General features: G+C 40.3%; 19 protein-coding genes. 7 read left to right on the top strand and 12 right to left on the bottom strand.

Going from position 1 to position 24,069, the window contains the following annotated elements; all coding sequences use genetic code 11:
* Window positions 1-137 precede the first annotated feature (137 nt).
* From DBX24_RS04540 to DBX24_RS04530, 3 genes are all read right to left on the bottom strand, one after another.
* Window positions 138-674, bottom strand: a complete 537-nt coding sequence (locus tag DBX24_RS04540; RefSeq protein WP_120488169.1) for an RNA methyltransferase — start codon at window positions 672-674, stop codon at window positions 138-140.
* Between the two features lie 94 nt (window positions 675-768).
* A complete protein-coding gene (locus DBX24_RS04535; RefSeq protein ID WP_120488170.1) occupies window positions 769-1,101 on the bottom strand; it encodes a DUF3276 family protein in 333 nt (110 codons plus the stop codon).
* A gap of 72 nt (window positions 1,102-1,173) precedes the next feature.
* Window positions 1,174-2,844 carry an ABC transporter ATP-binding protein gene (locus DBX24_RS04530; protein ID WP_160224096.1) on the bottom strand — a complete coding sequence of 557 codons (1,671 nt, stop codon included), beginning with the start codon at window positions 2,842-2,844 and terminating at the stop codon, window positions 1,174-1,176.
* Window positions 2,845-2,997: 153 nt separating this feature from the next.
* Here DBX24_RS04530 and rpiB point away from each other — a divergent pair, with 153 nt between their 5' ends.
* Together rpiB and DBX24_RS04520 are read left to right on the top strand one after the other, a co-directional pair.
* Window positions 2,998-3,432, top strand: a complete 435-nt coding sequence (gene rpiB / locus DBX24_RS04525; RefSeq protein ID WP_120488172.1) for a ribose 5-phosphate isomerase B — start codon at window positions 2,998-3,000, stop codon at window positions 3,430-3,432.
* Between the two features lie 60 nt (window positions 3,433-3,492).
* Window positions 3,493-4,776 carry a cation:proton antiporter gene (locus DBX24_RS04520; protein WP_160224095.1) on the top strand — a complete coding sequence of 428 codons (1,284 nt, stop codon included), beginning with the start codon at window positions 3,493-3,495 and terminating at the stop codon, window positions 4,774-4,776.
* A 9-nt stretch (window positions 4,777-4,785) separates the two neighbouring features.
* On the opposite strand, the gene DBX24_RS04515 is transcribed toward DBX24_RS04520, so the two are convergent.
* From DBX24_RS04515 to DBX24_RS04500, 4 genes are all read right to left on the bottom strand, one after another.
* Window positions 4,786-5,778: a cation diffusion facilitator family transporter gene (locus DBX24_RS04515; protein ID WP_160224094.1), complete on the bottom strand. Its 993-nt coding sequence runs from the start codon at window positions 5,776-5,778 to the stop codon at window positions 4,786-4,788.
* 90 nt (window positions 5,779-5,868) lie between these two features.
* On the bottom strand, window positions 5,869-6,876 hold the full coding sequence (locus DBX24_RS04510; protein ID WP_120488175.1) for an aspartate-semialdehyde dehydrogenase: 1,008 nt from the start codon (window positions 6,874-6,876) through the stop codon (window positions 5,869-5,871).
* A 30-nt stretch (window positions 6,877-6,906) separates the two neighbouring features.
* Window positions 6,907-7,362, bottom strand: a complete 456-nt coding sequence (locus tag DBX24_RS04505) for a hypothetical protein (RefSeq protein ID WP_120488176.1) — start codon at window positions 7,360-7,362, stop codon at window positions 6,907-6,909.
* Between the two features lie 97 nt (window positions 7,363-7,459).
* Window positions 7,460-9,955, bottom strand: a complete 2,496-nt coding sequence (locus tag DBX24_RS04500) for a TonB-dependent receptor (RefSeq protein WP_160224093.1) — start codon at window positions 9,953-9,955, stop codon at window positions 7,460-7,462.
* A 368-nt stretch (window positions 9,956-10,323) separates the two neighbouring features.
* On the opposite strand from DBX24_RS04500, the gene coaE reads away from it, so the two are divergent.
* Entirely contained in the window at window positions 10,324-10,935 is a 612-nt protein-coding gene (gene coaE / locus DBX24_RS04495) for a dephospho-CoA kinase (protein WP_120488177.1), read from the top strand.
* A 47-nt stretch (window positions 10,936-10,982) separates the two neighbouring features.
* Here the strand turns inward: coaE and DBX24_RS04490 are convergent, their stop codons facing one another.
* Both DBX24_RS04490 and nth read right to left on the bottom strand, forming a co-directional pair.
* Window positions 10,983-11,159 (bottom strand): BF3379 family histone-like protein, encoded by a 177-nt coding sequence (locus DBX24_RS04490; RefSeq protein ID WP_120488178.1) that lies wholly within the window; start codon window positions 11,157-11,159, stop codon window positions 10,983-10,985.
* A 50-nt stretch (window positions 11,160-11,209) separates the two neighbouring features.
* The gene (gene nth, locus DBX24_RS04485; protein ID WP_160224092.1) at window positions 11,210-11,830 is read right to left on the bottom strand and encodes an endonuclease III; all 621 of its coding nucleotides are present in this window, start codon (window positions 11,828-11,830) and stop codon (window positions 11,210-11,212) included.
* Window positions 11,831-11,863: 33 nt separating this feature from the next.
* On the opposite strand from nth, the gene bcp reads away from it, so the two are divergent.
* On the top strand, window positions 11,864-12,310 hold the full coding sequence (gene bcp, locus DBX24_RS04480; protein WP_160224091.1) for a thioredoxin-dependent thiol peroxidase: 447 nt from the start codon (window positions 11,864-11,866) through the stop codon (window positions 12,308-12,310).
* Here the strand turns inward: bcp and surE are convergent.
* Entirely contained in the window at window positions 12,300-13,064 is a 765-nt protein-coding gene (gene surE, locus DBX24_RS04475; protein ID WP_120488180.1) for a 5'/3'-nucleotidase SurE, read from the bottom strand. The genes bcp and surE overlap by 11 nt on opposite strands.
* Window positions 13,065-13,178: 114 nt before the next feature.
* On the opposite strand from surE, the gene DBX24_RS04470 reads away from it, so the two are divergent.
* On the top strand, window positions 13,179-15,314 hold the full coding sequence (locus DBX24_RS04470; protein ID WP_160224090.1) for a carboxy terminal-processing peptidase: 2,136 nt from the start codon (window positions 13,179-13,181) through the stop codon (window positions 15,312-15,314).
* Window positions 15,315-15,663: 349 nt separating this feature from the next.
* Here the strand turns inward: DBX24_RS04470 and DBX24_RS04465 are convergent, their stop codons facing one another.
* Window positions 15,664-20,037, bottom strand: a complete 4,374-nt coding sequence (locus DBX24_RS04465) for a S8 family serine peptidase (RefSeq protein WP_160224059.1) — start codon at window positions 20,035-20,037, stop codon at window positions 15,664-15,666.
* Between the two features lie 576 nt (window positions 20,038-20,613).
* Here DBX24_RS04465 and DBX24_RS04460 point away from each other — a divergent pair.
* Together DBX24_RS04460 and thiL are read left to right on the top strand one after the other, a co-directional pair.
* Window positions 20,614-21,141 carry an acyl-CoA thioesterase gene (locus DBX24_RS04460; protein WP_160224697.1) on the top strand — a complete coding sequence of 176 codons (528 nt, stop codon included), beginning with the start codon at window positions 20,614-20,616 and terminating at the stop codon, window positions 21,139-21,141.
* 173 nt (window positions 21,142-21,314) lie between these two features.
* Window positions 21,315-22,382 (top strand): thiamine-phosphate kinase, encoded by a 1,068-nt coding sequence (gene thiL / locus DBX24_RS04455; protein ID WP_160224089.1) that lies wholly within the window; start codon window positions 21,315-21,317, stop codon window positions 22,380-22,382.
* Between the two features lie 332 nt (window positions 22,383-22,714).
* On the opposite strand, the gene DBX24_RS04445 is transcribed toward thiL, so the two are convergent.
* On the bottom strand, window positions 22,715-23,992 hold the full coding sequence (locus DBX24_RS04445; RefSeq protein WP_160224087.1) for a T9SS type A sorting domain-containing protein: 1,278 nt from the start codon (window positions 23,990-23,992) through the stop codon (window positions 22,715-22,717).
* Window positions 23,993-24,069: the final 77 nt, after the last annotated feature.

The following is a 24,069-nucleotide window of genomic DNA, read 5'->3' as shown; positions in this document are numbered from 1 at the left end:
TTGGAGGAAAAATATTTTTATTCTTTTTTCAATTTTTCTTGCATTATATAGATTATGGACTCTATATTTGCACCCTTTCATTTTTACTTTTTATTAGATTTATTTCAAACTGCAAGACCAATATTGGCTTTTGCAGTTTATTTTTTATAGAGTGCCTTGTAGAAGTCCCACATTACAATCCCTCCACATACCGATACATTCAGTGAATGCTTGGTTCCGTGCTGAGGAAGCTCTATAAAAGCATTGCAATGATTGAGGATTTCGTCAGAAATACCCTCTACCTCATTTCCCAACACTAAAGCATACTTCCTTTGTGGATTGATTTCATAATCTGAAATCATAATAGAATCCGTGGTCTGTTCTATACCTAACACATCATATTTCTGGATTTTGAGGTCTAAGGCCGCTTCTTTTACAGATTCATAATAGAGCCAATCTACGCTTTCAGTTGCTCCGAGTGCTGCTTTATGAATTTCCCTATGCGGGGGTCTCGGGGTAATACCACAAAGGATGACTTTTTCTATAAGAAAGGCGTCTGCTGTGCGGAATACTGCTCCTACATTGTGCATACTTCGGATATTATCGAGTACAATAACCAAAGGAATTTTAGCTAATCCTTTAAAGGTCTGCACATCTACCCTGCCGAGCTCTTCCAATTTTAATTTCTGTGTCAAAATATTTGTTTTGATGAATAAACCACTGCAAACTTATAAAAATATACCGCTATACTCAATAAAAAAGCACCTCGATACAAGAGGTGCCTATATATTAAATTTCTTCTTCATTGTTTATCGTATAGCGGGATTTGAAATCTTTGTCGTGCTTTTCAGAGATTACATCTTCTCCTTTTTCGCTTACAATAAACTCTGTAGATTCCTTAAACAATTCTAAAAATCCTTTGAAATCCTCTTTATAGAGGTAGATTTTATGTTTTTCAAAACTCGCTTCCCCACTATCCGAAAAACTCTTTTTACTTTCTGTAATCGTCAGGTAATAGTCTCCTGCTTTTGTTTCGCGTACATCAAAGAAGTAGGTTCTTCTCCCTGCTTTTAATACTTTGGTAAAAATTTCATTTTCGTGGCGTTCCTTATATTCACTCATTGTACGATAATTTTAGAAATCTGACGAAACAAATATAAAAGATTTCCATAAACTATAAAAGTTTTTATAGATTTAATTTATTTCAGCCGAGTATTCATTAGTCTCTGCACTAAGATTCAGTATTTTATTTGCTTTTTCCGCACTGGACATCCTGTGGGTAATGATGATAAGCGTACGGTTTTTTGCCTCCTGCTCTATATTTTGGAGGATATTTTTCTCCGTTTCATTGTCTAATGCCGAGAGAGAGTCATCAAAAATAAGAATATCTGGTTCCTTTATTAGTGCTCTGGCAATGCAAACTCTTTGCTTCTGTCCTCCTGAGAGCATTACTCCACGCTCGCCCACCATTGTTTGATAGCCCTCCTTAAAGGTTTCTATATTCTTATGTATATCGGCTACTTTGGCATAATGCACCACTTTTTGGTGGTTAGGTTCATCAAGGGCAAAGCCTATATTGCTCTCTATGGTATCTGAGAAAAGGTAATTCTCTTGGGGCACATATCCGATATGCTTTCGGTAGAGGTCAAGGTTATGCTCTTTGAGGTTTTTACCATCAATGAGGATTTCTCCTTCGGTGGGGTCTATCAGGCGACAGAGGAGAAGGGCAAGGGTAGTTTTCCCACAGCCTGTTTTCCCCATAATGGCTAAACTATCACCTGCACTGAGTTTAAAACTGAGGTTGTCTAAGGCTTTTATTCCCGTATTGGGATAGACATAAGATACATTTTGGAATTCTATATCGCCTTTTATAGGATATTCATTAAAGTTGGTATTGATGATTTCGGATTTCATATTGAGAAATTCATTCACTCTTTGCATAGAGGCTTCTGCTCGTTGATTCACCGAAGTAATCCATCCCACAAGGGAAAATGGCCAGATAAGCGTATTTACATAGAGGAAGAAATCTGCAATTTTCCCCACACTAATCTCTCCCGCCATATATTTGATACCCCCTACATAGAGCACCATTACATTAATCAGCCCAATAACGAAGAGTATTACGGTATAGAATACAGCTTCCGTCTTTGCAAGGTTCAGAGCCTTATCTTGATACTCCTTCACTCGAGATACATAGCCTGAATTGATATAAATCTCTTTAGCAAAAAACTTTATCACCCGTATTCCAGAGAAGCTATCGGTTACGAAAGTAGAGATTTCCGACTGGCTTTTCTGCATTCTCTTGGATTTTGCATTGATGATAGAGCTCACCTTATATATAGTATAGGAAAGGAAGGGGAAAGGCAATAGCGCCCAGAGGGTAAGAGTAAGGTCTGTTTTCAGCATATAAATACTGGTGATGATAACCAGCACAGCAAGATTTACCACATACATCACCCCTGGACCTAAATACATTCGGATGGCGACTACATCCTCGCTCAGCCTGTTCATCAAGTCACCAATAGTCGTTCGTTTAAAATCTGTAACCGAAATCTGCTGATAGTGTTGATAGATTTTATTTTTGAGCTCATACTCTATCTTCCGAGAGGCTACGATGATGGTCTGCCTCATCATAAAAGTAAAAAAGCCCGTGAGCAATGATGCTACCACATAAATCGCTACATATTTCAGGATTTCGGCATTAAAGCCCAACTTGCCCGATTCCGCCAGCTCATCTACCGCTCTCCCCACAAACTGAACCTTATAAATCATAAAAAAATTGCTCGCAAGGATGAACAAAAGCCCAAAGAAAAGCAATGTTCTGTGCTTCCAGAAGTAGGGATTAAGCGTGTTTAATGCCTTCATAAACTAAAAATATCGTGCAAAAATAAGAAAAGCTACTGGCTTCTGGCTATTAGCCTGCTATACTGTGGGCAGATAAGTATCTCTCCTGCTAAGGGGTAAGTTGCATTCAAGATAAAATAACCTTATTTTTGTGCGCATTCATAATTTTTTACAATGATAAAACTCGCTATTGCCTGCGACCACGCAGGTTTTGAATACAAAGAATACTTAAAAAAAGAGCTTTCTGCTCAGTTTGAAATTACCGACTATGGTACCCACTCAGCAGCTTCTGTGGATTACCCCGATTTTGTGCATCCTGCAGCAATATCGGTAGAGAAAGGCGAAAACCAATTTGGAATCCTCGTATGCGGAAGTGGGCAGGGCGTGCAGCTCACTGCTAATAAACACGCAGGCATCCGCTGTGCCCTCTGCTGGATGCCCGAATTGGGTGCCCTCGCTCGGCAGCACAACAACTGCAATATGCTCGCACTACCTGCACGATTTATTGCAAAGGAACTCTCTTTAGAAATTGCAAAAACATTCCTCTCTACTCCATTTGAAGGTGGAAGGCACCAATCACGAGTAGATAAAATATCGGCTGGTTGCTAAAGAAAGGAAAATGTATTTTTCTTTCTTTCGTTTAATAATCTAACCCATAAAAAAACTTTAATGGAATTATATTATTCATTCTCCATTCTCATCGTACTCGCTACGATGTTTGAGTACATCAACCATAAACTCCTCCGCCTCCCAAGCACTATCGGTGTAATGGTTATTGCAATTTGTGTATCCATTATCCTGATTCTCTTTGGAGAGTCTCTCCTCCCTAAGACCACTCTCAGCCTACATAAAATCGTAAGTAGTGTAGATTTTACTGAAGTCTTAATGGGAGCAATGCTCAACTTTCTCCTCTTTGCTGGAGGAATACATATTAATATAAAAGACCTGCGCGAGCAAATTGCCCCTGTGGTAATGTTTGCCAGCATAGGGGTGGTGATTTCCACCTTTGCCGTAGGTTTTGGAGCCTATTATCTACTACCCTTCGCGGGGGTAGAAATTCCACTCATCTATTGCCTTGTTTTCGGAGCGCTTATCTCACCTACCGACCCTGTAGCAGTGCTCAGCATCCTGAAAAAAGCAAAGGTCTCCAAATCATTAGAGACAAAAGTAGCGGGCGAGTCATTATTTAATGATGGTGTAGCGATCGTTGTCTTTACCGTACTGCTTCAAATAGCTGTAGGAAAGCAGGTGGACCTCACCCTTGAAAGTATACTGATGCTCGTAGTACAGGAAGCTGGGGGTGGGCTCCTACTCGGTGCCGTCCTCGGCTTCATTGGTTCTAAGATGATGCAGAATACCAATGACTATATTCTCTCTGTACTTATCACCCTATCCATCGTAATGGGGGGCTACCTCATCGCCCACTCTATGCACATCTCTGGACCGCTCACAATGGTTGCTGCAGGACTTTTTATGGGGAACTTCAGTCCAAAATTCAAGATGAAATCCGAAGTTCGCGACTACTTGGTAAAATTCTGGGAGTTGATAGACGAGATAATGAATGCCGTGCTCTTCCTCTTCATCGGTCTGGAGCTACTGCTCATCAAGAACCTCAATGAGTACCTCTTCGCAGGAGGCATCTGCATATTGGTTGTACTCCTCGCAAGATGGGTTTCTATTTTCTTCCCTACCAAACTGATGTCTTTCAAGCACAGATTTACCCCTCAGACCGTAAAAGTTCTGGTATGGGGAGGCCTTCGTGGCGGAGTATCCATTGCCCTTGCACTCTCCATCCCCAAAAGCGAATACAATCATATTATCATCAGTATCACTTACTGTGTAGTGGTCTTCTCCATCATCTTCCAAGGGCTTACCATTGATAAAATTGCAAATCCAAAAAAGATAGCCCAAGAAGAAACCAAACAAGAGGAGCTGGAAGAGATGAAGAATTAGGGTGATGAATTAGAGTTTATGCTTCCCTGTTTGGGTAATGGTCTCGACGGTCCAGTCTATTTTCTTTACGAAAGGGAGTTTGCGTACGGGACAATCCATTATTTGGCAGACTTCGCAGGAGGAGGGTTTGCAGTCATCCATATGGAAATTAAACTCGATTTCCCTATCGGTATTCTCTGCAATGGAAATGATAAGCTCCTCCATCTCATTATGTGCTTGCCGAAGCTCAAAGTACCAAGGGAGGGTAAGATGGGCATCGATATGGAGGTGGCTACCAAACTGCTGAATCTTCATATTATGGACATCTATCCACTCGGGTTTGCGATGTTCATTCAGGAACTCTGCAATATCGGTGATGATTTTGGTATCTGCCTCATCCATTATCCCCTTCATTGATTCCCGTATAATTTTATAGCCTGTGATAATGATATATCCTCCGAAAATACCTGCTACAAGAGCATCTATCCAATAAAAATGGGTAAAATGTACCACCACTAAACTCAGAACTACACCTATGGTCGTAAGGGTATCGGACTGAAGATGTTTGCCCGAACTCTGCAAGACCAATGAGTTTTCTCTCACCCCTTTTTGGTACGAAATATAACCCATCAGGTAGTTGATAACGGCAGTAAGCGCTATGATGAGTATTCCCCAATCGAGCTGGTGTAAAGTATTTTTAGCGATGAAGGAACTGACCGCTTGAATGATGATAACCACACCAGCGAAGATAATCAGTGCGCCCTCTATCCCAGAGGTGATGAACTCTATTTTGCCGTGCCCGTAGGGATGGTCTTTGTCCATCGGCTTTGAGGCTACATAAAGCGAGTAAAGCCCCATAAATGCCGCTACAATATTGACGATGCTCTCCATAGCATCTGAGAACACAGCATCTGAGGCAGTGATTTGCCACGTGATGAGCTTTCCAATGAAGAGGAGCACCCCAATGATGGCTACACTTCTTTGAAAGGAAAAATTCTTTTTGTTTATCGCTTGTTCTTTCATATTTAAGATAGGATATAGAATTTGGTTCTCACTTCTTAATGCTAAATGTTTGTCGAAACTAATAAAAAAATCCCGCTAAGGCGGGAAAGTTTATACCAATTTTTGTTTTACAAGATGCTCGGCTATCTGTACGGCATTGGTTGCTGCTCCTTTTCTCAGGTTATCTGCCACAATCCAGCAGTTTAGGGTCTTAGGCTGGGAAGGGTCTCTTCGGATTCTCCCTACGAAGACTTCATCTTTACCTTCGGAGTAGAGAGGCATAGGGTAGAGGGATTTTTCTACATCATCTTGTACTGTAACTCCTTTTGTATGGGATAAAATTTCTCGAACTTCATCTAAATTAAAATCCTGATGAAACTCAATATTTACAGACTCGGAATGACCTCCCTGAACGGGAACCCTTACCGCAGTAGCCGTAAGCTGGAATGAATCATCACTCATAATCTTTTTAGGCTCGCGCATCAGTTTGAGCTCTTCTTTTGTATAGCCCTCGTCACTGAAGACATCGCATTGTGGGAGAGCATTTTTAAAGATTTCGTAAGGATAGACCTTCGGTACGGTGCAATCTTGAGCCGTAACAGAAGATTTTACCTCATCTTGAAGCTGATCTACAGCAGCCTTACCCGTTCCCGTAACCGATTGATAGGTAGAAACCACCACTCGCTTTAATCCATATTTCTTATGAAGCGGATGGAGCACCATTACGAGCTGTATCGTAGAACAGTTGGGGTTTGCGATGATTTTATCGTCTTTTGTAATCTCGGAAGCATTGATTTCTGGGACGACGAGTTTTTTTGTAGCGTCCATTCGCCAAGCTGAAGAATTATCTATGACAAAAGTACCCATCTCTGCAAACTTTGGCGCCCACTCGAGAGAAGTAGCTCCTCCAGCGGAGAAAATAGCAATCTCAGGCTTTTGCTCCACTGCTGACTGGATAGAGACGAGGGTGTATTCCTCACCTTTAAAATGCACCGACTTGCCGACAGACTTCTCCGAAGCTACAGGGATGAGCTCCGTAACGGGGAAATTTCGCTCTTCAAGGACTTTGAGCATTACCTGACCTACCATACCTGTGGCACCTACTACTGCTATTTTCATTTTGTTGAGATTTTTATTTCCAATTAATCATTAAGCTCCGAATAATCTGCCCATAACAATGCTAAATGCAAAACCAAAGAAGAGAATTGCTAGAACCGATAACCAAAAAGCAGACATAGACAGGTGCCCTGCTTTTTTTATCTTTTTATTTACGATGGTCATCAGAATGGCAGCAATGAGCATAGAAGTAGGATGCTCTACAAAAGACTGCCTGAGGTAGGCATCTTTCATTATTTTGCCCATACCCACGGCTTTTATTGTATTTAAAAACTCGGATGTACCGATAAGCATTACAAACCCTACGATAAGCTGAATATGAAAGAAAATCATCACGAAAAGTGTAGATTTTCTTAAGAGTTTGGTTACTCTGCCAGAGTAGCCGAACATTACCGCAAAAAGAGCGACTAAAAACACAAGCACAAGAATAAGCTCTATGTAAGCAAAACCTCCGTGGGCTTTTGTAAGAATAAAATGAAGTTTTCCCATTATCTAAAATTTCAGTGGCAAAGATAAAAAATCCCACCCTAAAAAGAGTGGGACTTCCGATACAAAGTATCTATATAATATGAAAACCAAAATTCTCTTAGAAATTAAAGGCTAGGCTCGCGGACCAAGTTCTACCAAAACCGAAATAAACTTTGTTTGCGATATCTATCCCTTTATACTTGATACCTTTAGCTTCTGGATCTCCTTCCATAGTACTTGAATAGGATTCTGCAATATAAGTAGTATCAAGGAGGTTATAAACATTACCTCTAAGGGTAAAGGATTGCTTATCGTTTAGTTTAAACTTATAAGACAGGCCTAAATCCATAAGGTTGTAGCTTGGCAACTGTAATGCTTTTCTTCCAGTGTCTGTATTAAAGGAGTGTACATCGAGATTAGCATAAAGCTGATCTACATATCTCCAATTGACATCTAATTTCAAATTGGTTACAGGCTGTAGTGTAACCCCAATGGAAGCGGTAAGCTGAGCGGCGTCTCCTACTTTTACTTTATCAAGGTAGAGGTCATAGGTGCTTGAAGTTTTACCTTTTGGGATATAAGGCAGGTTGGCTTCATCGAACATTTCTGCGTGTGCTTTGCCTTTGTAGAACCAGTCTCCTAATGAGAACATACCATTGATGCTAAGGTAGTTTGTAGCTTTGAAAGAAGCATCAAATTCTACCCCTTGGTGGATTTCATTGAGGTTGGTAATCTCTCCATAGTAGCTTTTCCCAGCCTCTCTGTAAGCTCTGGTTCTAAGGTATCTATCATCCCAAGAAGTTCTGTACAGATTCACATTGGCATTAAACTTATGAGATCTGAAACCGTAGCCCAATTCAACCCCAAAGATTTTCTCATTGGTATTTTTGGAACTTACGATATTTTCATTACCTCTATAAACGGAGTTAAAGAAAGGTTGCTTGCTGTAATAACCGACATTACCAAATACATTGTGATGTTCATTGATATTATAGTTTAAACCTGCTTTTACATTGTATCCTAAGATATTTTCAAAGTCGGTTTTAGCTTTCATTACCTCTCCTCTCTTGGATTTGGTTACCCCATCGATAATGAAGTCATCGATACTTCTAAAGCCTTGATTAGAAAGGGAGCCTTGAAGGAATGCAGAGAAGTTATTTGCAGTATATTCTATCTGACCGAAACCACCATACCAAAGGACTTCACCTTCGTTGCTATAACTGATTCTGTCATTAAGAGATTGAACGCTTGCAAAAGGGTTCCAGTTTGGTTTAGATTCAAAAGTATTAGAGATGAGCCTTGAAGGTTCGTTTAGATTTCTCTTATCCAAGTAAGCAGATGCTCCTAACAGGTCTGAGACCACTTGATAGTGATATCCTTTATAGTATCTACCATCTACTCCTAGGCTGAAATTCCAGTTATCATTAATTTTCTGTTGGAAGTTGGATAAAATACCGAACCAGTTATGAGAATTAACAGATGCTCTTTTTACGATAACGCCACTGGTTGGGTTTGAAGCGAGGTTTGCAGCTCTGATAGCATCGAAGTCATAAAGTCCGTCTGCAGTTCTAAATTTGCTGGCATATTGACCGCCGACTCTTCCTAAGTCGCCAGAACCTCCACCTCTACCGAAGGAAGCATAGAGGACAGTGGATAGTTTAGACTTTTGTGCCATATTCCAATCCCAGTTGAGGGACATAATAGGCTTGTGGTAGTAGTTTGTAGCGAAGGAATACTGTCTTGAAACGCCATCTCTTCCTGTCATATATCCCCAGTCGGAGTTATATTTTCTGTTGGGCTTGTCTTCGCTGCCGCCGTATTTAGGATCGAGATAATCTGAAAGGGCAACGGAGGTTTTTCTTTGGTTGTGCCATTGTGGAGCTCCTGTGATGGTAAGCTGGAAGTCATGTTTTTTACTCGGAGCGAAACCTAATGCGAAGTAATAGTTATTTGCCTCGAAGTCTGTACCATCTGCATACATAGCGCCTGCCGTTCTACTCATTAAGAAAGAGGAAGACCAGCCCGATTGAGTTTTACCTGTATTATAAGCAAATAGTGCTTTGTGGTAGCCATTATTACCCAAGCCAACGGTAACTAAACCGCCTTGTTTTTTATCTGCAGCTCGTGTAATTACATTAATAGTACCCCCTACGGAAGCAATTGCGAGTTTGGAAGCGCCGAGACCCCTTTGCACTTGCATAGCGGAGGTAACATCTGCGAGCCCTGCCCAGTTTGACCAATATACGGCACCGTTTTCCATATCATTTACAGGCATACCATTAACCATTACGGCGATATTGGTTTGGTTAAACCCACGGATATTAATCCTGGAATCTCCGAAACCACCACCTGACTTGGTAGAATAAACGGAAGGCGTAGTATTAAGGATTTCTGGGAACTCTTGGTTTCCTAATTTCTCGATAATAACGCTTTCTTTAATGGTAGAAACTGCTACGGGGGTTTTTCTATCCTTAGCAATATCTGCCGTGCCGACAAGTACAACCTCTTCTATGTCTTTGGTGCTTCTGAGGCTGTCCTTGGTACTCTGTGCGAAATAAACACTTGCTGTGGATAATGTAACAGCAGCGAGTAATGATTTACTTAATAAGTCCATTTTTTACTTGTTTTTAATTCTTCAATATTATGCCCCAAAGATGAGATTTTTTTATTAACTATTCTTAACCTCTGGGTAAAAAAAATAAATTTTTATTTCATCAAAAAGTGAGAAATAGCCTGTATATCATTTTTAGAGCATTATGGGAATATCTTAAAAATTTTTCATCAATAGAAATGAATTAACGAATAATTAATATTTTAAAAGAGATTGAGTTTTTAACCCGATTTTTTAATTTCAATGAAAACGCTGTAGTCTTTAGCTCCATTATCTGTATTTGAATACCCAATTTTTAATCTCAATAAGGCGAAAAGAAAATTTAGTGTAGGAGACTTCATCATTTTTGGAGTTAAAAAGATTTAAAAATAATGATTATCTTGGCTGAAAAATTCATCAAAATGAAAATCATAGGGCTTACGGGAGGGATTGGTGCTGGGAAAACGGCGGTAGCAAGGCTTATTGAAAAGGCTGGATACCCAGTCTATTATTCCGACGACAGAGCGAAGGAAATTGTAACTGATGATGAGGCTTTAAGAGAGAAAATCAAGGCAGTTTTGGGGGAAGAGGCTTATGATGAGGAGGGGAATTACAACAGAAAATATGTGGCAGAGCAGGTTTTTAACGATGCGAAGCTATTAGAGGAGCTGAATGGGGTGATACACCCTGCGGTGAAGAGAGATTTTGAGAAGTGGGTGGGTGAGCAGGTGGCAGACTTTGGTTTTAAGGAAACGGCACTGCTGTTTGAGCTGGGTTTGGATAAAAGTTGCTATAAGTCTCTATTGGTTACAGCAGAGGAGTGTATAAGGATGAAGCGGGTGATGGATAGAGATGGGAAAACCTACCGAGAAGTGGAGAAAATAATGCAAAAGCAAATGCCCGAGAAGGAAAAAATAGAGCGAGCGGACTTGATTATATACAATAACGGAAACCTCGAGACACTTGAAAAAGAAGTAGAAAATACTCTAAAAAAACTAAATTAAAAAAGCCTTAGGAAAAACCTAAGGCTTTAAAAGGATGTGAAATACAATTATTTCTTGGATTCTTCAACAGAAACTTTTCTGAATTCTTTGAAAAGTTTGCTAAGTTCTAGAGCGGCTTTTCTTGCTCTGGTACCTGCTGCTTTGTTTCCTTTTTCTGCTTGTGCATTCGCTTCTGTGGAGAATGCTTCAAATTCTGCATTAATTTTTTCGATTAAGTCTTTCATCTGTAAAAAATTTATAAAATTGAAATATGTAGATGCAAATATAAATAAATCTAGCTATGAAACAGCATAGGGGTGAGAAAATCTTTCTCTTGGGAGCCTCTTGCTGGGGAATATTCGCGACCGTAGAGGATGATTTGGATGTGTAGCTTGTTCCATTTCTCCTTAGGGAAGAGCTTTTTAGCGTCTTGCTCGGTTTGGATGACATTTTTGCCATCGGAGAGTTTCCACTGCTTCATCAGCCTGTGAATGTGGGTATCTACAGGGAAAGCGGGATGCCCAAAGCCCTGACTCATCACGACGGAAGCGGTTTTGTGCCCTACACCTGGTAGCTCTTCGAGCTCTTCGAAAGATGCTGGAACCTTGCCATTGTACTTTTGTACAAGGATTTCGGACATTTTTTTGAGGTTTTTGGCTTTTTGGTTAGATAAACCGATTTGCTTGATGAGCTCCTTAATCTCTGGGACTTCTAATTTTGACATTTTTTCTGGGGTATCGGCTATGGCAAAGAGGTGGGGAGTGATTTCATTTACTTTTTTATCAGTCGTTTGAGCCGAGAGTGCAACCGCTACAAGCAAAGTAAAAACATCGGTATGGTCTAAGGGGATTTCAATCTCTGGGTAGAGCTTTTCAAGCTCAGTCATTACGATTTCGGCTCTTTGTTTTTTGGTCATATTTTTCTTTTATTTGAGGCAAAATTAGAATTTATGATAGAAACAGGAAACTCATTGCCAACTTTTGAAGGCACAAACCAAGATGGAAAAACGATAAAATCATCAGACTTTAAAGGGAAAAAACTCGTGGTATTTTTCTACCCAAAAGCAAGCACACCTGGCTGTACTGCAGAAGCCTGTAACCTGAATGAGAACTATGAAAGGCTTACCGAGCAAGGATTTCAGGTATTGGGAATCAGTGCAGATTCTGTGGAAAGACAGAAGAAATTTCACACGAAAAACAATCTACAATATGACCTCATTGCGGATGAAAAGAGGGAAATCATCACGCAATTTGGAGTGTGGCAACTCAAAAAATTTATGGGCAAGGAGTTTATGGGAATTGTGCGGACGACCTTCCTGTTTGATGAGAAGGGCATCTGTACGGAGGTAATCACCAAAGTGAAAACCAAAGACCATAGCTCACAGATTATTCCATAACCTTGCGAAGATCGGAAATGTATTCGTAGGCGGTAAGGTCAAACTTTACAGGAACGATGGAGATATACCCTTCGGATAGTGCGATTTCATCTGCATCTTGGCTATTGTCCATATTATTAAAATAGCCTGTAAGCCAGTAATATTTTTTACCGTGTGGGTTTATTCTTTCATCAAAGCTCTCTTCCCATTTGGCTTGTGCTTGTTTGCAGACTTTTATCCCTTTGATTTCCTTTTCTGGGAGTTTGGGGATATTTACATTGAGGACGATACCTTTGGGAATTGGGTTTTCTAAAACATTTCTTACGATCTGCTGAATGTATTTTTTCGCCTGAGAGAAGTCAGCATCCCAGCTAAAATCCAACAACGAAAATCCAATCGCTTGAAGCCCTTCTACTCCTGCCTCCACAGCAGCAGACATCGTCCCTGAATAGATGACATTAATAGAGGAATTGGCTCCGTGATTAATGCCCGAAACCACCAAATCTGGCTTTCGGGTAAGGATTTTATCTAATGCAAACTTTACACAATCTACGGGAGTACCGCTTAGAGAGTAGTTTTTCTGGTTTTCATCAAGATGGATTTCTTCATAGGTAAGGGTAGAATTAATGGTGATTGCATGCCCTTTTCCACTTTGAGGAGAATTGGGTGCAACGACTACAACCTCTCCTATCTCGCCCATAAACTCTGCTAATTTTCTAATACCTGGCGCAGTAATACCATCATCATTAGTTACCAAAATCAAAGGTTTCTTCATCTGAAAAAAATTTGAGCAAAAATATCAAAAAAATACTTGCTATATGAGAATAAATCTTACTTTTGGTAATTCATTTTTTAAAATTAACTTACAAACGAAATACATTTAGGATTTATGAATTTTATAAAGAAACTGAGATTAAACAAACTCCTCTTATTCTTACCTCTTACTACTCTTATTTTCTGCTTTAACTCACCTAAAAATGACGATGATAAAATGCGAACCATTATGGTGAGTGTAATGAACACCCTGCAATACTGGCATTATAGCCCCAAACCGATTAATGACGCTTACTCCCGAGAAGTCTATAATAAATACCTTGAAATGATAGACCCAGGGAAAAGATTCTTTATGAAAGAGGATATTAGTGAGTTTAACCAACATAAAGATAAGCTGGATGACTACTTCAAAACGGGAAATCTGGCATTCTATAAACTCAGTACCGATAGGCTCTATCAGCGAGTAGATGAGGTGGATAAAATAACCCAAGAAATTCTCAAAAATCCTATTAATCTCAATGAAAACGATGTATATATATTAGATTCCAAGAAGAAAAACTACCCTGCCAACAAGCAGGAACTCTATAACGAATGGAAGAAATACATCAAGTTTAATATCCTCCAAGAAATGGAAACCCTCACTGCCAAAGAGGAAGCCCAGCAAAAGAAGAAAGATTCCGTGATTGCCAACAAACTATTGGATACCATCAATGTGAAAAAACTCTCACCACAAGAGAAACTCACAAAAGCTACAGATGAAGTGAAAGACTACATCTCCCAATACTTTATCAGGTTTAAGAAAAGAAAGAGAATGAACTGGTTTACGGTCTATATGAATGCCCATACAGAGGTGTTTGACCCACATACAAGCTACTTCTCCCCGACCAATAAAGAAGATTTTGATGCCTCTTTCAAGGGAGAAATCATCGGTATTGGCGCTATTATTCAAGAGAAAAAAGGCAACCTCTTCCTCGGAGAGCTTACCATAGGCGCCCCTGCGTGGAAGTCTAAACAGCTGACCGCAGGAGACAAAATCCTGAAAGTAAAATCTAAACCCTCTGCCGAAGCGGTAAATGTCTCTGGAATGCTCGTAGATGAAGCCGTAAGACTCATCCGTGGAGAGCTGGGAACAAAAGTAACCCTCACCGTAGAGAAGAAAGACAAATCCATAAAAGAAGTAACCCTCATCAGAGAAAAAGTATCCATAGAAGACACCTTTGCAAGAAGCATCATCGTCAATGCGCCCAATGGTAAGAAATACGGGCTCATCAACCTACCGAGTTTTAACGCAGATTTTGAAAATAAGAAAGGAAGAAATGCCTCTGATGACATTAAAGCAGAGATTTTAAAGCTCAAAAAGCAGAACATAGAAGGCATCATCCTTGACCTTAGAAACAACGGCGGAGGCTCCCTCACCGAGGTGGGCGATATTATGGGGCTGTTTATGAAGTCTGGCGCTTTTGTACAGGTAAAAGATGGAGAAGGCAAAACCGAAACCTATAAAAGCAAGTCCATAGACCCTATCTGGACGGGTGACCTCATCATTATGCAAAATGAATTCTCAGCATCTGCATCTGAGATTCTTGCAGGACAAATGCAGGACTATGGCAGAGCCATCATCTTAGGCTCCCCACAATCCTTCGGAAAAGGTACAGTACAAACCTTCGTAGATCTCAACAGATTCCTAAACTCCTCTGATGATTTCGGTTCATTAAAACTCACCATACAGAAATTCTACCGCGTAACGGGGGAATCCACCCAAAGAAAAGGCATAGAGGCTGATATTAAAATGAAAGACTTCTTCAGCTACGCAGAAATCGGTGAGCGGTTTGATGACTATGCCCTCGCTTGGGACAAAATCTCCCCAACCCCTTTCAAGAAAGTGAATGAAATAGACCTAGAAACGCTCTCAAAAGCAAGCTCTAAAAGAATAGATGCCAATAAAACCTATCAGCTTCTGATGGAATCCTCCAAATGGAAAGAGGCGATGGATAAAGAAGAGAGCATTACGCTCAATCAAAAGAAATTTGATCAGCTGATGAAAACCCGAAAAGCTCAAATAGAGAAGTTCAATAGTTTGGATAAATTCAGAAACGGCCTCACCTTCTCCATCTTCCCCGAAGAAATAGAGCGAGAGAAAAAAGACGAGGCCTTTAAGAAAAAGACCGAAAACTGGATTAAAAACCTGCAAAAAGACCTCTTCGTAGAAGAAGCCATACACATCATCACCGATATGCAGAAAGCCAAATAAACTCAAAGCCACTTTCCTAATAAGTGGCTTTTTTATTTTAATATAGCTTCCATTTCCCTTAAAAAACACCTCTCTTTAAGTAGAATTAAGGTTAAAGGATTTCCTCTCTCCGTTTTTAGAAAATGATGGGAGGCTTTACAAGGTTTTGGAGCTTTCAGGCGAGCTGAAAGCTTCCCGACATAAAGGTTAGCGCTTTCACACGAATTATTCGCAATAAAACAATGAAAACATTACATTTTTAATAATTTAACACTGCCCAAAAAGCCTTATTTCCCCCAAAAAAGCAATAAAAAAGCGGGTTAATGAATATTAACCCGCTTTCAAATGATTAAGCTATGAAAAACTTACCTTACTGAACGATGAGTTTAGCCGTTTGCTTCTCACCTTTGCTATTGGTAAGGTGCAATAGATATGCGCCTTTCGGATAGTGGGTAAGGTCGAGATCAGCTCTGCTACCGCTATAATCCTTCTTGAAGAGTAGCTTACCTGAAAGGTCATAAACCTGTGCTTGAACTGAAGAAGTTCCACTACCAAGCTCGATAGTAAATCTACCATTGGATGGGTTTGGATAGATTTTCAGACCACCTTTCACTACCTCTGAAGCAGAAAGGTTATCTACAACAATCGTTACACTTGCCTTATCAGACTTCTTACCATCAGAGTACACAGCGTATACATCGTAGGTATAAGTACCAGTCTGTGTAAGATTATCTGTGTGTTTCAATGTGTTATAGTCATTGATATCGGTGAGTTTTACATTGTTTCTCACAATCTCATACTTCTCAAGTTTAGGAAGGTCTGTAGCTCCAAACTCTACTGGCACTTGCTCTCGTGCTTCTGCTTTGTATGGATCTTCAAAATCACCAGATTTCAGAATCTTAGTACCTTCTCTTACTACTTGCTTCAAGTCAACAGATGCTTCATCAGATGGTTTTGCAGCTACTGTCTTATCAGAGCTTACATTATCTTTATATCCTATCTGGATATCATCTAATGCAAGGAGAAGAGCGTCATCATCTTTTGTAGTTCTGTGGTGGAACACTACGAAGAAGTCATCCTTAGAGTGTTCTTTGATATCAACTTCTCTTTCAACAAATGTACCTTTAGTTTTTTCAGTTCCATCAAACTTGTAAACAATTTCACCTGTTGCTTTGATTTCATCTATCGTTGGTGCTTTACCAGAAGCTGGTGCTTTCACTACATACACATCATATCTTTCTACATAGTCGTGTTTCACAAAATATTTAAGCACTTCTGCTCCTCCTTTTATTTTAGGAGTTACGATCCAGTCATCTACATCCATACTTCTGAAGTACCAACCATAATTGAGTAGTCCATAATTTCCACTTGCTTTATTAAAAGCAGAAATCATCCAGCTCATTTTATCTGCATTATTGTCATAGACTGTCATCTCGGTAGGTATTTTTCCAGATTCAAATCCTTCGGTATAGGAAGGGTTCATATTAGGCCTTACCCACTTGAGATTTACCTTGTTATTCTCTTGAGTAGCTGAAAGATCTTTCACGGAATTATGTACTCCTGCTACTTTTATATCTACCTCAGCAGTGGTTTCGTTTTGTGGAGAAGTTGCTTTTAGAGAAACTTTATAGTCTCCGGATTTATTAAACTTAACTACTGGGTTATTAGATGTAGAAGTAGTACCACTTACAAATTCTGTATTATCGCTTGGCGTTACCGTCCATTCAAATGATGTAGGAAGCGGATCACCAGTAGATTTATTAGTAAATGCTACCGTTTCAGTTTCAAAGATTGAATTTCCTGAAGTGATAAATTTAGCTTGAGATGGCGTATTCTTAACAGTGATAAAGTCTTTTTTCTCCTTAACATCATTACCTGAAGAATTCGTTGCCTTCAATGTTACTGAATACTGTTTCTCTTCTGTAAATCTTACTTTCGGATCTTTAGATGTGCTTGTTGTACCGTCTTTATACTCTACTGTATTCGGGCTGAATGACCATTCATAAGTCGCTGGCTGAGTAGAGGCAGTTGTTGTATTATTATTAAGCTGAACTGTCTCATAAGAATTAACTCTTGGTTTAGCCACTGTAAAGTCTGCTGATGGTTTCCCTTCTGCAAATCTTACCAATACATCATCTACTGCTACAGCATAAGAGGCCTTATCGGCGTCCATCTTATTGTGGAAGCCTAAATAAATGACGCCATCTTTTGTAGGAGTAAATTCTCTATTTACTTTATTATAACTTGGAGCAAGGGTTAATTTATCTCCTAACTTATTGGTCATTGCTGATACTTCCGGGCTATCACCATAGAAGAATTCAAGATTTTCTTCATCATTCTGGAATCTACCTGCGTAGAGCTCCAGCATATAGAGCTTACCTGCTTTCACCTTGATAGGGTTGGAGAATAACCAATCGTCTGTACCTTTTGCTCTATTAGGGAAGTTCACCGCAAAGCTCTTTCCTGTATTTGCTAAGTCTGCATCTGTATATTTCATCCAGGTTCTTCCATTTCCATCTACATCCTTAGATACCCAGCCGCTCTTCTCGAAGTCTTCCTCAAAACCGAAGAAATGAGACTCGCCCGGATTCTCTACTGATGCAACTACCCCATACGCACTTACTGATGCAGTATTGTTCATCGTTACCTCATCTCCCACAAATACTACTTCTACCTCTACATTGTAATTCACAAATGATTTGGATAAATCTACATTAAACGACTTGCTAAGCGTCTTTCCTTGTGCTACTTCTTCTAATGCTACTTCTCCTGTATGCTCTACGGCATTACCATTGTCTACATTTACGAGTTTGTATTTAAGTTTAGCTCCTGTTGCAGATGCACTTCCTAAGTTCTCTACCTCTACCGTTACTGGCGTTTGGTTTGTATACTCCTTAGCTGGTGGTAAGGATACGGATTTTAATGCCAAGTCTTTTGATACACCATTGTTAATTCCCGTTGCAATAAGAGAGAAGTCTTGAGAAGCTGCAGGAACTAATTTACCCTGGTCATCGTTCTTTTTCAGGTCACCCTTATGGCTTACGGTGATGGTGTATTCCTTGCCTGCTACCGGGTTTTCTATCACTACCTGCTCTACATTGTCTTTGGTATTATCGCCTTTGGTAGCAGCGTTCGCTGGATTATTTACATCTAATTTCCAAGGGAAGAAAGTGGTTGCTCCATCGGATACTCGTAAATCCAAGTCATTTACCAATACGGATTCTCTGTTGTTAAGCGTAGCATCTGGAAGTTTCTCTACTACGGCATCATCCCAAACAATGGTTACAACTAATGGTGCACTTCCCGTTGCCGTGAGTTTTAGGGTATAAGTGCCATTATTATTTAAGGTAACCTCTTCTACTTTTGAGTATTTATTTTTGGTGGATAATACTTCTGCAGCTTTAAAAGTATTGAGAAGTCCCCAACCGAACTGATAATCTGGTCCCGGATGTTCGCCAGCTTCATTTGCTGTATGAATCGCCAATGCTTTTAGCGTAGCAGATTTCATAAACGAGCTGTAGAGTTTATTGTGATGCTCTTGTAATAAAGCGAGTGAACCGGTTACATTCGGAGACGCCATTGAGGTACCGCTCAAAGAGGTATATTGGCTATCGCCGGTGGAGGTGGTAGAATAAACTCCTACGCCTATCCCCGCTAAATCCGGCTTGATACGACCATCATCGGTAGGACCGAAAGCTGAGAAACTCGCTGCTTTTACATCACTTGGCTGTTTGTAGCCACCTGGGATTTTATGAGCCGCTCCGATAATAAGCCCATTTTTACCTGTTGCACCGTGGTTAATACAATCAAAACCATTGGCTCCCCCATTCTTTTGGCGAACTTTTGTAGATTTTGCCCATACTAATTTACCATTCTCTAATTTTCTTACATAGTGTGCTCCACCAGGTTCAGGACCATCTCCTCTTGGGTTACCTGCTGCTTTTACCGCCAAGTAATAAGGAGCATTTTTTGAGATTAAATCCCATTGAGCATCCGTTTCTCCATAATGTCCATAGCCTACATATTCTGTATCATCATCAGTTCCTAACCAGTGCCAACCTGTAGCTCCTGACCAGTTACCATACTCAAAACCTCCTAAATAACCATAAGAGTGATTTGAAAGAAGTGCCCCGTTAGTTGCAGCTGTTGTCATTTCATCCTCATCATCATTCCAGTCATAGGCGATAAGCTCTGCTTTTGGTGCCATTCCTTTCGCTTTCTTATCTACTCCACTGGCAACCATTGTCCCCGCCACATGGGTAGAGTGGCTATTAAGCCGTGTAGAGGTATCACCCATTTTGGCTCTTCCTCCAAATTCCTGGTGGGTAAGCCTTACAGCTCCTCCATCCCACTCACGGAGAACAATACCTTCTCCTTGAAGTTCCAATCCTGGGCTCGTCTGAAGCCTTGAAACTCCCGTACCTTCTGCTGCTCCAGCATTGCTCGTTACATAGTACAAAGGGAAGCCCTTAGCGTTAAAACCTTGCAACTGGTAAAACTTACCTCCAAACTCGGTGGTGAACGGAATGTTCATCTCCTTTGCTCTGGACTCCAGCTGCGCTCTGCTTAGCGTTCCTTTGCGGAATTGCTTGCCTAATAAATTCAATCCTTTTAGGTTCGTCTTGCTTTGAAGAACCTTTACCTCTTGGGCATTCTGTGCAAACACTGCCGTAGCAAATAAGTAACATAATGCTACTGGCAATTTTCGGGTAAATGACCCGAACTCTAATGTAGACTTTCTCATTATTAATTCATTTAAAATTAACTGGACAATACTACACAATATTTTTAATACTACAAAATTTTATTTATTTTAATAAATTTTTAATATTAAAAAACATAAAATAATTATTATTTTATTATATATTAGCAATATTTACAATATTAGCATATATACAAAAAGCAATAATAAATATTCTCAATCTTATGCTACATTCTATGAAAAACATAATAATTTATTATTTAAACCTATATTAAATTATTACATCACTAACAAAAACCACATTTACTTTATCATTATATTCTGAAAATACAATAAAATAATTGATGAAAAATTTATTTAAGATTTTTAGTTAAAATACCCTATTTTTAGTTAAATTTAAGTGTTTAGAGCTCCCAAAATCTCACACAAGTTTCCCATTTTCGTCATTTAGAAAGAAAAATTAATCAACAGTTTCAAAAAACAAACTGCTTTTTGAAAGAAAATTTTAGATTTTATACTGAACTTTTATACTTTTTATTGAAGAACAATCACCCATCAATACCACTTATAGATATTAGTAAAAAAATATGTATGTTTGACCACATAAAACATCACACAATGGCAACCTACTACCATAAATTTGAGGTGAGATGGAGCGATATAGATGCCAACCGATGCCTCGCAAACGCTGCCTATGCAGATTACTGTACGCAGACCCGTATGGGCTTTATGAACAAGCACAAAATGGGGCTTTCACAGCTGAACCGATGGGGCATCGCGCCCGTTATCCTCCACGAGGAGGTGTTTTTCTTTCAGGAGATTTATACCGACCAGGAGGTCTATGTCTCCCTCGAGCTGGCAGGGCTTTCCGAAGATGCGGGCATCTATAAATTCATCCACAGATTCTATCTCGCCGATGGCTCCCACTGCGCTACCGTTGCCGTACTCGGTGTTTGGATAGATTCTATGATTAGGAAGATGACCTCACCACCAAACGATGTGCTCGCTGCCTTTTCTGATTACAAGACCCAGAGCACCGAAATGCTCTCCCGAGACACCCTTAAAAACAGTCCTACACGCCCAGAGAATATAGACCCTTCGGTATTCCTACCCAAGAAATGGACGAAGATTCAGCTGCGCTCTTAGGAGTTAGAGAAGCCTTCTTCTATAATAAAACGATCCCCTGCTTTTTATGAAGTAGGGGGCTGTATTTTGATTTTTTTTGGTTTATGGGATAAGTAAAAAAAGAAATTCTATCTCCCCTCCTCCACAAGCATTAGAGAAAAATTCTGTATGTTTGGCGCCTTAAAACAGAAGAAATGCTCGAAGATAAATCACCACAACTTACCCCCGTTTCCGAGCTCGGAGAGTTTGGGCTCATTAAGCACCTGACCAAGAGGTTTAGCCTCCAGCAGCCTTCCTCCATCTTAGGCATAGGCGATGATGCCGCACTGCTCTCGGCAGAAGGCAGAGAGATTGCCATCACAACCGATATCCTTGCCGAAGGCGTGCACTTTAACCTTGGCTATGCCCCACTGAAGCACTTGGGATACAAAGCGGTAGTTGCCAACCTGAGCGATATTGCTGCGATGAATGCCGTGCCTGCGCAGATTCTCGTAGGGATTGCGGCGTCTAACAGGTTCCCCGTAGAGGCTTTCGAGGAGCTGTACGAAGGAATCGAGCACGCCTGCAAGCATTACGGAGTAGATGTTGTAGGAGGCGATACGACGAGTTCTCATTCTGGGCTGGTGATCAGCATTACCGCAATAGGCTATGGAGAAAAGGAAAGCCTCACGAAACGAAGCGGTGCACAACCGAACGACTTGCTCGTACTGACGGGAGACCTCGGAGGGGCGTATATGGGTCTGCAAGTGCTGGAGCGGGAGCATTCGGTATTCCTCGTAAATCCGAATATGCAGCCCGAGATGGAGGGCTATGACTACATCCTCCAAAGGCAACTAAAACCCGAAGCGAGGACGGATATCCGCGCTAAGCTCCAAGAGCTCGGCATACAGCCCACAGCGATGATTGATGTATCCGATGGGCTCGCCTCCGAAATCCTTCACCTCGCCGACCAGAGCAAGATAGGTTTCCGCCTCTACGAGGAGAAAATACCGATGGATGAGCTCACGATAATGACGGCAGATGAGTTTAACCTCAACCCAAGCATCGCAGCACTCTCTGGGGGTGAGGATTATGAGCTGCTGATGACGATTGCCCCTTCAGACTACGATAAAATAAAGAACCACCCCGACTTTACGATTATAGGGCACGCTACGGAAGCCTCCGAAGGCTGCTACCTTGTGCTAAGAGGGAGTAACGAGCTCTCCAAACTCACGGCACAGGGCTGGGATGCGTTTCTTAATAAAAAGGGGAAGGAGGATTAAAACGAAAGCAAACCCTAGGGGCATTCTCTCGGGTTAGTTATTGAGGATATAGTGGGTACTGCGACCTCCTGACTCGGATTTTTTTAAAACACCCTTTTGGAGCAAATCATTAATATCCCTGAGGGCGGTATCGGGAGAGGTTTTGGTAATTTTAGCGTACTTGGAGGTGGTAAGGTTTCCCACTGATGAATATAAAGCGCCATTGTTTCAATTTTGCGGTAAATATACGGCTTATTCTCCGAAGGTTTTGCGGAGAATAGATATAAGACAAATCCCAAAAACTAGGTTTTTGGGATTTGCACGATATGAAAAAATTTAAACTAGAAAAGTTCTTACTTCAAGATAAGCTTTTTGGTTTGTGAAGCTCCTCCGTAGCTTACTTTGAGGATATAGTTTCCTGCTGGTAGGTGCTGGAAGTTGAGCTCCTGCTTATAGAGACCGCTTTGATTGCTTAGAGAGACTTCATATACCTTCTTACCGGAGAGGTCGTAGAGCTCGGCAGTACCTTTATTACTGTCTTTTTCTTTTACATCGAAGAGGAGGGTAGCTCTTTTATCCACAGTTGGGTTCGGATATACCCCGAAAGATGCTTTAGTGTTAAGATCTTGTACGCCTAAATCATCGGTAATGTCTTTATACTTAAAGTGCATATTACCAGTAGATGCACCGCCATTGATAATAAAGTACATTCTATAGAATTTCTTTGTGCTGTTATTCTTAATATAGTATACTACATTATTATGTACAGTACTTATACCTTTCCAAGAATGCCCAATAGTGGTAATACCTTTTGAGTATTTAGAAGCTACAGGTGCGGTGAAAGTTGGAGTATCTTGGGTCTCATTTGTCTGTGCTACTACGATATTAGGGCTTTGGATAATACCAGACATACGATACATTGCTACATTATTATACAAAGTCCAATAACGGGTAAACATTAGATCCCAATCTTTTTTCGGTGGCTCGAGGTTAGGGACTTTTGCATTAGTATCAAAGGAGAAGTAGTTGAAGAAAGCGTCATCTGTTCCATCTGGGATAATTGCTGTTTTAGTATCCTCCCAAGTACCATCACTTTTTAGTTTTGCATACTTAATTTTATAATTCTTAAATCTATTCTCAATCATAAATTTATAATAAACAGCACCGCCATAGTGCAAGATATAAATCACTTTTCCTTCTATCTGGTGGGTAGTTGGGTTATAATCTCCCCAACCTAAAGATCTCGGGCCTTGTTCAAATGCTCCTACTTCAATTTTTTCTGTTTTATCAGGATTGTAAAGAGGAGTACCTGTGGAAACGATACTTGTATTAACGCTATCCCACTGGGTAGGGTCTTCACTGGCTACATAAACTAGGATATTCTTAGCATCATTTATCCTTGTACCTGTTTCAAACATACTGTTTCTATAAAAAGCAATATCCCAAGTCTCGGCAGGCTGAGAGATGAGATTGTTCTTCCCGAAGCTGTAAAACACCCTGTTCTGATAATTCTGCCCCATAGTAGCCTCTACGGTAGTGTAACCATTCGCATCTTTTACCTGAGCAGATAGATGCGTACTCATATTAGCTGAAAGAGCTAATGCCATTGATAGAAATAAACCTTTTTTCATAATTAAATCACTTTAAAAATTTTCGCAAATATAGTGATTTAGTAATATCAATTCTAAATAAATATTATCTTTGCCTA

This window comes from Bergeyella cardium (assembly GCF_009914665.1).
GTDB classification, from domain to species: domain Bacteria; phylum Bacteroidota; class Bacteroidia; order Flavobacteriales; family Weeksellaceae; genus Bergeyella_A; species Bergeyella_A cardium.
The sequence above is the reverse complement of the archived record's forward strand: the minus strand, read 5'-3'. Positions and strand labels throughout refer to the sequence as shown.

What these genes read in the sequence shown, in the direction of transcription:
- DBX24_RS04535 (WP_120488170.1), bottom strand. Translation starts at nt 1,101, where the DNA reads ATGAGTGAATATAAGGAACGCCACGAAAATGAAATTTTTACCAAAGTA.
- DBX24_RS04530 (WP_160224096.1), bottom strand. Translation starts at nt 2,844, where the DNA reads ATGAAGGCATTAAACACGCTTAATCCCTACTTCTGGAAGCACAGAACA.
- rpiB (WP_120488172.1), top strand. Translation starts at nt 2,998, where the DNA reads ATGATAAAACTCGCTATTGCCTGCGACCACGCAGGTTTTGAATACAAA.
- DBX24_RS04520 (WP_160224095.1), top strand. Translation starts at nt 3,493, where the DNA reads ATGGAATTATATTATTCATTCTCCATTCTCATCGTACTCGCTACGATG.
- DBX24_RS04515 (WP_160224094.1), bottom strand. Translation starts at nt 5,778, where the DNA reads ATGAAAGAACAAGCGATAAACAAAAAGAATTTTTCCTTTCAAAGAAGT.
- DBX24_RS04510 (WP_120488175.1), bottom strand. Translation starts at nt 6,876, where the DNA reads ATGAAAATAGCAGTAGTAGGTGCCACAGGTATGGTAGGTCAGGTAATG.
- DBX24_RS04505 (WP_120488176.1), bottom strand. Translation starts at nt 7,362, where the DNA reads ATGGGAAAACTTCATTTTATTCTTACAAAAGCCCACGGAGGTTTTGCT.
- DBX24_RS04500 (WP_160224093.1), bottom strand. Translation starts at nt 9,955, where the DNA reads ATGGACTTATTAAGTAAATCATTACTCGCTGCTGTTACATTATCCACA.
- coaE (WP_120488177.1), top strand. Translation starts at nt 10,324, where the DNA reads ATGATTATCTTGGCTGAAAAATTCATCAAAATGAAAATCATAGGGCTT.
- DBX24_RS04490 (WP_120488178.1), bottom strand. Translation starts at nt 11,159, where the DNA reads ATGAAAGACTTAATCGAAAAAATTAATGCAGAATTTGAAGCATTCTCC.
- nth (WP_160224092.1), bottom strand. Translation starts at nt 11,830, where the DNA reads ATGACCAAAAAACAAAGAGCCGAAATCGTAATGACTGAGCTTGAAAAG.
- bcp (WP_160224091.1), top strand. Translation starts at nt 11,864, where the DNA reads ATGATAGAAACAGGAAACTCATTGCCAACTTTTGAAGGCACAAACCAA.
- surE (WP_120488180.1), bottom strand. Translation starts at nt 13,064, where the DNA reads ATGAAGAAACCTTTGATTTTGGTAACTAATGATGATGGTATTACTGCG.
- DBX24_RS04470 (WP_160224090.1), top strand. Translation starts at nt 13,179, where the DNA reads ATGAATTTTATAAAGAAACTGAGATTAAACAAACTCCTCTTATTCTTA.
- DBX24_RS04465 (WP_160224059.1), bottom strand. Translation starts at nt 20,037, where the DNA reads ATGAGAAAGTCTACATTAGAGTTCGGGTCATTTACCCGAAAATTGCCA.
- DBX24_RS04460 (WP_160224697.1), top strand. Translation starts at nt 20,614, where the DNA reads ATGGCAACCTACTACCATAAATTTGAGGTGAGATGGAGCGATATAGAT.
- thiL (WP_160224089.1), top strand. Translation starts at nt 21,315, where the DNA reads ATGCTCGAAGATAAATCACCACAACTTACCCCCGTTTCCGAGCTCGGA.
- DBX24_RS04445 (WP_160224087.1), bottom strand. Translation starts at nt 23,992, where the DNA reads ATGAAAAAAGGTTTATTTCTATCAATGGCATTAGCTCTTTCAGCTAAT.